The 7,416-nt window shown below is 70.1% G+C and carries 7 protein-coding genes; 3 read left to right on the forward strand and 4 right to left on the reverse strand.

Translation table 11 applies throughout. From position 1 onward, the window contains the following. The first annotated feature begins 7 nt into the window (after nt 1-7). The 3 genes from DW307_RS09190 to nagB are packed head-to-tail and all read left to right on the forward strand — an operon-like array spanning nt 8 to nt 2,976. Nucleotides 8-1,195, forward strand: coding sequence for an ROK family transcriptional regulator (locus tag DW307_RS09190; protein WP_021198844.1), 1,188 nt, complete (start codon nt 8-10; stop codon nt 1,193-1,195). A gap of 43 nt (nt 1,196-1,238) precedes the next feature. Beyond that, complete coding sequence (locus DW307_RS09195; RefSeq protein WP_205810446.1) at nt 1,239-2,204, forward strand: ROK family protein; 966 nt, start codon at nt 1,239-1,241, stop codon at nt 2,202-2,204. Continuing rightward, nucleotides 2,197-2,976, forward strand: a complete 780-nt coding sequence (gene nagB, locus DW307_RS09200) for a glucosamine-6-phosphate deaminase (protein ID WP_021198842.1) — start codon at nt 2,197-2,199, stop codon at nt 2,974-2,976. Before DW307_RS09195 ends, nagB begins: the two co-directional genes overlap by 8 nt. Before the next feature lie 28 nt (nt 2,977-3,004). Here nagB and DW307_RS09205 read toward each other — a convergent pair whose 3' ends face one another. The 4 genes from DW307_RS09205 to DW307_RS09220 are packed head-to-tail and all read right to left on the reverse strand — an operon-like array spanning nt 3,005 to nt 7,189. Further along, nucleotides 3,005-3,412, reverse strand: coding sequence for an NUDIX hydrolase (locus DW307_RS09205; protein WP_021198841.1), 408 nt, complete (start codon nt 3,410-3,412; stop codon nt 3,005-3,007). Then, entirely contained in the window at nt 3,405-4,769 is a 1,365-nt protein-coding gene (locus DW307_RS09210) for an FAD-binding oxidoreductase (RefSeq protein ID WP_136024561.1), read from the reverse strand. The genes DW307_RS09205 and DW307_RS09210 overlap by 8 nt, the downstream gene beginning before the upstream one ends. Before the next feature lie 38 nt (nt 4,770-4,807). Next, nucleotides 4,808-5,179 (reverse strand): YrdB family protein, encoded by a 372-nt coding sequence (locus DW307_RS09215; protein WP_021198839.1) that lies wholly within the window; start codon nt 5,177-5,179, stop codon nt 4,808-4,810. 9 nt (nt 5,180-5,188) lie between these two features. After that, nucleotides 5,189-7,189 (reverse strand): sigma-70 family RNA polymerase sigma factor, encoded by a 2,001-nt coding sequence (locus DW307_RS09220; RefSeq protein ID WP_136024562.1) that lies wholly within the window; start codon nt 7,187-7,189, stop codon nt 5,189-5,191. Nucleotides 7,190-7,416 lie beyond the last annotated feature (227 nt).

Raw genomic sequence — 7,416 nt, forward strand, 5'->3', positions numbered from 1 at the left:
AACAAACATGTCCGTTTCGGATGAACAGCGTTCCGCATCGCCGTCAGAGTACGTCGGTGCGAATGCGCACGCCTTCGGCCCCGGGCGCCACCTGCGCTCACGATCCAAGGTGCTGCCCGAGCACGCACGAGGGCACAACCGCGCCCTCGTGCTGCAGACGCTCTACCACGCCGGCGCGATGAGTCGTGCCGACCTCTCCCGGGAGACCGGACTCACCCGGGTCACCATCTCCGACCTGGTCGCAGAGTTCATCGCCGACGGCATCGTGATCGAGATGGGCGTCCGTGAGGCCGTCGGCCCCGGCAAGCCGCCGATCCTCATCGACATCGACCGCTTCGGGCATCAGATCGTCGGTCTCGACCTCTCCGGACCGGACGCCTTCACCGGTGCGGTGCTGAGTCTCGACGGAGATGTGCTCGAGCGGCGCGAGGTGGCCCGCCCCGCATCGCCCGACGGCGAGGCGGCCTATGCGGCACTGCGTGAGCTGGCGGACGCCCTCGTCGCCGCATCGACCCAGCCTCTGCTGGGTGTGGGAATCGGCACGCCCGGTGTGGTGCGTCCCGATGGCCTCGTCCTCAGCTCGCCCAACCTCGGCTGGACGAACTTCCCGCTCGAGGCGAAGCTCGGCGTCGACCTCGACCTTCCCGTCCTCGCCCGAAACGACGCCAACGCAGCGGTGCTCGCGGAGTACACCTTCGGTGACGCCAAGGCCGACTTCATGCTGATCAAGATCGGCAAGGGCGTCGGCGCCGGTCTCATCACCGGCAGCCAGCCTCTGCTCGGCAGCCGCTTCGCCGCAGGGGAGATCGGTCACGTCGTGGTCGGAACCGACGGCGGACCGCGCTGCGCGTGCGGCAAGGACGGCTGTCTCGAAGCGTGGCTCAGCGTGAGCCGCCTCGGCGCGGCAATCGCTGCGGACCCCGATGCGCGAGACGAGATCCTCCGTGATGCCGGAACGCGGATGGCCATCGCGGTCGCCCCGATCGTCGCGGCGCTCGATCTCTCCGAGGTCGTGCTCTCCGGACCGGCCGAGCTGCTCGACGGCATCCTGATCGACGCCGCCATCGAGACGCTGCACGCGCGGACCCTCGAGGGTGTCTTCGAGGATGTCGTGGTGCGGCTGACGCACCAGGAGGACATCGTCCTGCGAGGAGCCGCCGTCATGGTGCTCTCCGGACAGCTGGGAGTGTCGTGATCGTCGACGCCATCATCACCGTCACGGCAGGGAGCAGCATCCGATGATGGGTGCCGGCAGTGCCGACCGCTCCGGTCGGCCCATTCGAGTGGGCCTGGACGTCGGCGGTACGAAGATCGACGCGGTCGCCGTCGATCCGTCCGGAGACATCCGGGGGAGACTGCGCCGACCGACCGGCTGGGGTGACGACGCCGTCGTCGAGAGCATCGTCGCGGCGGTCACCGCCCTCGCCGTCGAGAGCGGATTCACCCTCGACGACGTCGGATCCGTGGGGATCGGGATCCCCGGACTCGTCGACGCCGAGGCCGGCCGCGTGGATCACGCCGTCAACCTCGGGGTGGAGTCCCTGGACCTCGCTGCCACGGCCGAGCGTGCACTCGGTGTCCCCTTCCGGGTGGAGAACGACGTGAAGGCCGCGGCGCTCGGAGCCGCGGTGCTGAGCGGAGTCGCCGGGTCCATGGCCTACCTGAACCTCGGAACGGGCGTCGCCGCCGGAATCGTGATCGACGGGCGCATCTGGCGCGGCGCGCGGGGAACGGCCGGCGAGGTCGGTCACCTCTCGGTCGATCCGCGTGGACGACTGTGCGGCTGCGGACAGCACGGCTGCGTCGAGACCTTCTGCGGTGGGGGCGCGCTGGCCAAGGCGTGGGGTCGCCCCGGGGCGCTGCCGATCCGGGACATCTTCGACGCGGCGGACGCCGGCGATCCGCTGGCACTCTCCCTTCGCGACGACCTCTACCACGGAGCCGCAGCCGCCGTGCGGGTTCTCGTGCTCTCCGCCGACGTCGAGACGGTGGTCATCGGGGGAGGACTCACCGCTCTCGGAGACCGGCTCGAGAACGGCATCCGCGCCGCCCTGCACGCGGGCGCCGAGGCGTCACCGTTCATGCGGTCGCTCCGCCTGGATGAGAGAATCGAACTGCTCCCCGCGGGTTCTCCCGCCGCCGCATTCGGCGCCGCACTCGTCGGCGCTTCCATCACCGAGAAGGAGATCGTTCCCCATGGCTGAGGTCGTCATCGTCGAGAATGCCGAGGCTGCCGGTGCGTTGGTCGCCACCGAGATCGTGGAGCTGATCGCGCGTCGTGCGGATGCGGTCCTCGGCCTCGCCACCGGATCGACACCGCTGCCGGTGTACCAGGCGCTGCGCACGCAGCTCGCGGGTCACGACGTCTCGCAGGTGCGCGGCTTCGCCCTCGACGAGTACGTCGGGATCGACCCCGCGCACCCGGAGAGCTACCGCTCCGTCATCACCCGTGAGGTCGTCGAGCCGCTCGGCCTCGACCCGCAGCGCATCCATGTCCCCAACGGTGCGCAGGCGACGATCCAGCACGCGGGCGATGACTACGAGGCGGCCATCGATGCCGCCGGGGGCGTCGACCTGCAGATCCTCGGCATCGGCACGGACGGACACATCGGCTTCAACGAGCCCGGATCGTCGTTCGCGTCCCGCACTCGCGTGAAGACGCTCACGGAGCAGACGCGCGAAGACAACGCCCGCTTCTTCGACTCGATCGACGACGTTCCCATGCACTGCATCACCCAGGGGCTCGGAACGATCCTGAGGGCGCGTCACCTCGTGCTGCTCGCCTTCGGCGAGGGCAAGGCCGAGGCCGTCGCCGGAGCGGTCGAGGGACCGCTCACGGCTCTCCTGCCCGGTTCCGCGATCCAGCTGCACCCGCACGCCACGATCGTGGTCGACGAAGCCGCGGCGTCGCGCCTCGCACTCGCCGACTACTACCGCTACACGTTCGCCAACAAGCCCGCCTGGCAGGGCATCTGAGGCCTGCCCGAGCGCCGCGCCGGCGCGCTCAGCTCGCCGGCGCTGGCCAGGCGATCGGGAGCAGGTGCTCGACGCTCAGCGGCGCCAGCGGAAGCGTGGCGACGTCGGCCGGGGTGATCCACCGCAGCTCGGCGAGCTCTGCCTGAACACTCACCGCCCCGGGGTCGACGGAGGTCGCGAAAGCCTCTGCGACGACCCGGTGCCCCGGTTCGTTCGCTGCCGCGGAGACGAACGTGCCGAGAGGCTCGAGGTCGGCTTCGTCGAGGACCAGTCCGAGTTCCTCGTCGAGCTCGCGGATCAGCGTCTGCGCGGCGGACTCGCCGGCCTCGGGCTTGCCGCCCGGCTGCATGAACATGGTCGTGCCCTGCTTGCGGACGACCAGCACGCGTCCGGACTCATCGACGATCACCGCCGCGCTCACATGGATGTCAGGCATCGGAGGCGAACACCTTTCCGGGGTTGAGGATGCCGAGCGGATCGAACACGGCGGCGATCTGACGTTGGAGCTGCCATTGGTCGTCACCCAACTCCTCGGCGAGCCAGCGCCGTTTCAGGACTCCGATGCCGTGCTCGCCTGTCAGGGTGCCGCCGAGACGGATGGCGGCGCGGAAGAGCTCGTCTGCTGCCGCCCACACGTGCGGCGGCGTCTCCGTCCCCTCGAAGATGAAGTTCGGGTGCAGGTTGCCGTCGCCGGCATGGGCGACCGTCGGGATCACGATGCGGTACTCGCGCTCGATGCGCGCGATCTCGTCGAACATCGCCGGCATGGCGCTGCGCGGTACCGAGACGTCTTCGATCAGCGTCGTGCCCAGCGATGCCATCGCTGCGTGCATCGACCGCCGGACGGCGAGGAGGCGCTCGCCCTCGTCGCGGTCATGGGAGACGATCACCGCCCCCTCGTGATCGCGCAGGATCGCGGCGATCGTGTCCGCTTCGGCGGCAGCCGCCGGGCCGTCCGTCTGGATGGTCAGCTGGGCCGCGCCCTCCGGGGGAACAGCGAGCGCGAGGAGAGCATGCACGGCGGAGAGGCTCGCGGCATCCATCAGCTCCATGATCGCCGGCTGGACGCCGGCAGCGGTGACGGCGGCGGAGGCGGCGGCCGCGGTGCGTACGCCGGGGAAGGTCGCTGTGACGGTGCAGATCTCGCCGGGGACGAGACGGCGCAGCTTCAGGGTGGCCCCGACGACGACTCCGAGCGTTCCTTCCGAGCCGACCATCAGTGCGGTGAGATCCAGTCCAGTGACGCCTTTGACGCTGCGGTGTCCGAGGTGCACCAGCCGCCCGTCCGCGAGCACCACGTCGACCCCGAGTACCGCGTCGCGCACGACGCCGTACTTGGCGCAGAGCAGACCGCCGGCGCCCGTGGCGATGTTGCCGCCGACGGTCGAGATGTCGCGACTGGCGGGGTCGGGCGCCCACCACAGCCCGTGCTCGGAGAGTGCGGCGTTGAGGTCGGCGTTCAGGATTCCGGGCTCGACCACGGCGAGCAGATCATCGGGACGGATCTCGTTGATCGCTGTCATCCGGCGCAGCGACAGCACGATCTCGCCGGTTCCTGCGTTCGCGGCGCCCGCCAGCCCGGTTCCGGCGCCGCGGATCACGACCGGAGTGCGGGTGGCGGTGGCGATGCGCATTGTCTGCTGCACATGCTCGATCCGCTCCGCGTGGACGACGGCGAGTGGACGGCCCACTGCGGCATGTCCGGAGCGGTCGGCCCTGGCCTGTTCGAGCGAGGCGTCGTCGGTGTCGACGAGCGTTCCGAGGGATTCCTGCAGGAGGGAGAGGGCGCTCATGATGGCGTGCTCACGACGGTGTGCTCACGAGAGAAGTCTCAGGACAGCGCGCGTCGGCCGCTGAGCACACCGGCGACCACCGCGACGAGGGCGAAGGCCGTGCCGATGAGGGCCTGGCCCATCGACCACCAGGCGATGGTGACTCCGACGTAGATCAGCAACTCGACGGCGGCGCGGAGGAAAGGGTGCACGCGCAGGACCGGACGCGGCGACAGGAACAGCGCCCAGATCAGGATCACGACGACGGGGGCCCCGACGCCGATGACGACGTTCCAGGGAAGGTCCCAGCTCGCGAAGCCCCAGAGGGCGAGAGAGGCCACGGCGACGATGAGGACGACGGCGCGGACGATGTCGAGAGCGGTGATGACCGGGCGGTCGACACCGGGAACGGGAGCGGGATCCGAGGACATGGATCCAGTCTATTCGGCGGCGGGGGCGTCCTCAGCCGGGGCAGCGGCGGCCTCGGCCAGAGGCGCAGGTGCGGCTGCGGTCGAGTCTGCGGGGACGGGCATGGCCACGACGGGCGTGGCCTCGACGGGCGTGGCCTCGACGGGCGTGGCCTCGACGGGCGCGGGCTCGACGGGTGCGGGGTCGACGGGTGCAGGTGCGGGAGCCGTCACAGGGTCGGCCACCGACGTCGGCTCGGACGCCGCGGGTGAGGTGGTCGACACATCGCTCGCGGTGTCCGGCGTCGCGGTGGCGGACACGATCGGAGCCTCCTCTTCCGGACCCTCGGGACGGTTGGGCTCGAGCTCGAGCAGTGTGGTGACCGTGGAGGGGCTGGTGCCCGACGCGAGGACGTAACGGAAGGTGACGGTTGTGATGTCCGCGTCGACGAACTGCCAGAAAGTCGGGCGGAGATCGATGACGCCGAAGCCGGACTCGTCGAGCAGGATGCTGTCACCGCCGCCGGTGCTGTCGTCGAGAAGGGCCTCGACCCTTTGACCGGCCATTCCGGTGATCGGAACGCTGTAGTGGACCTGGAGGCCGTTGAACCAAATGGTGGCGGTCTCCCAGGCGGGAGCCTCCGTGGGGACACCCGGGTCGACCGGGTCCACGGGGTCGACCGGGTCCACGGGTGGCACCGTGACCGGAGGGGGCGTGACGGGAGGGAGGGTGGCGGGGGGCGCGGCGGCGGCCGGACCCACCTCATCTGCTCCCGGCACCGGATCCACGGCCGGCGGCGCAGGAGGCTGCTCCGGTACGGTGACCGGCGGCTCGATGACGACGGGCTCGTCGAGGCTCAGCTTCTCGTCCGGTCCGACGTCCGCCGAGATCGACGACGGGTCCTCGTCCCCCGCGCTCGGAAGCGAGGTCGCCGGGTCGGCGCCGGCGAGTCCGGGAAGGATCGTGGCGGCAGCGACGACACCGGCGACCACCAGAGCGGCCGATCCCACACCGACGAGCGCGCCGATCCCGGTGAACACACCACCCGCGGATCCGGCACCGGCGGACGAGCCGGCAGTGCCTCCCGCCGAGCCGCCGGCCCCGCCACCGGAACCGGAACCACCGGTCGCAGCGAGGCCCGTCGCGGCGTGTGAAGCACCGGGGTCACCGGCGAAGACGGCTCCGGGAATGCTCGACGGCATGGCCGCCAGCGCGACGATCGGCGTGCCGGCGCCTTGCAGCGTGGCGAGGTAGCCGGCGGCGCCGGTGACGCCGAGGACGAGAGGCAGGAGCACCAGGGCGAGACGCTTGGAGACATCTTTCGCCTCGGCCGCGACGATCATGCATCGAGCGCACTCATCGAGGTGCAGCTCGAGCCGCTTGTGGTCGCGCGTGCTGAGGTTGCCACGTGAGTAGGCGCCCAGGTGCTCGATGGTCCACTGGCACTCGGAGCCGTCTTCGGCGCTGCGCAGATGCGCCTGGATCCAGGCTTCGCGCAGACCCTCGCGGGCGCGGAAGGCCAACTGCGACACGGCGCCGGCCTTCATCCCGAGGAGAGGGCCGACCTCCTGCGGCTTCATCTGCTCGATCTCGGTGTACCAGAGCACCTCCTGCCAGCGGGAGGGGAGACTGCGGAAAGCCTGCGCGGTGAGGCTGCGGTCGAGTGCCTCGCTCGCAGCCTGATCGGTGGTGTCGGGGTCGGCGACGGTGTCGAGTTCATCGATCGCGGTCTCGCGGCGGGCGCGTCCCCAGCCTGCCGCCGTGTTGCGGATGCTCGTAAACAGGTAGGCGCGGAAGGATCCGTTCGGCCCGCCCCCTTTGATGATCGCCTGATAGATGCGCGTGTACGACTCCTGCACGAGGTCATCGGGGTCGATCGACGAGGTGACCGAGCGGGCCACGGAGAGACCCGACGGGTAGTGTCGTCGCCAGAGTTCACCGAACGCCTCCGTGTCGCCCGAACGGGTGCGGAGGATCAGGTCGGCGTCGCCGATCGCTTCGTCGTGTGTCGTGTTCTCTTCGTGCACAATCATCCATCTGTCGCCGGGCGCAGGTGCGCCTCCACGGGAAGAGACGCATGAGAGCGCCTCTCATCACGCGACTTCTCCATTCTCTCGCGAATCTCCCAGGGAAGCCACCCTTTCCCGGAACTCCAAGGCGATGCCCGGGTTCGCCAGAGGTGCCGCTGGAGCCGGATGTCGGGGGTCCCCGAAACTCGTACGAAGGAATTTCGAGAAGTCGCGTAATGAATCGGGAGGAG

Source organism: Microbacterium sp. K27, from assembly GCF_004794435.1.
Classification (GTDB): domain Bacteria; phylum Actinomycetota; class Actinomycetes; order Actinomycetales; family Microbacteriaceae; genus Microbacterium; species Microbacterium maritypicum_A.

Excerpts from the sequence above, each read along its gene's own strand:
- DW307_RS09220 (WP_136024562.1), bottom strand. The coding sequence starts at position 7,189 with ATGATTGTGCACGAAGAGAACACGACACACGACGAAGCGATCGGCGAC.
- DW307_RS09215 (WP_021198839.1), bottom strand. The coding sequence starts at position 5,179 with ATGTCCTCGGATCCCGCTCCCGTTCCCGGTGTCGACCGCCCGGTCATC.
- nagB (WP_021198842.1), top strand. The coding sequence starts at position 2,197 with ATGGCTGAGGTCGTCATCGTCGAGAATGCCGAGGCTGCCGGTGCGTTG.
- DW307_RS09205 (WP_021198841.1), bottom strand. The coding sequence starts at position 3,412 with ATGCCTGACATCCATGTGAGCGCGGCGGTGATCGTCGATGAGTCCGGA.
- DW307_RS09190 (WP_021198844.1), top strand. The coding sequence starts at position 8 with ATGTCCGTTTCGGATGAACAGCGTTCCGCATCGCCGTCAGAGTACGTC.
- DW307_RS09195 (WP_205810446.1), top strand. The coding sequence starts at position 1,239 with ATGATGGGTGCCGGCAGTGCCGACCGCTCCGGTCGGCCCATTCGAGTG.
- DW307_RS09210 (WP_136024561.1), bottom strand. The coding sequence starts at position 4,769 with ATGAGCGCCCTCTCCCTCCTGCAGGAATCCCTCGGAACGCTCGTCGAC.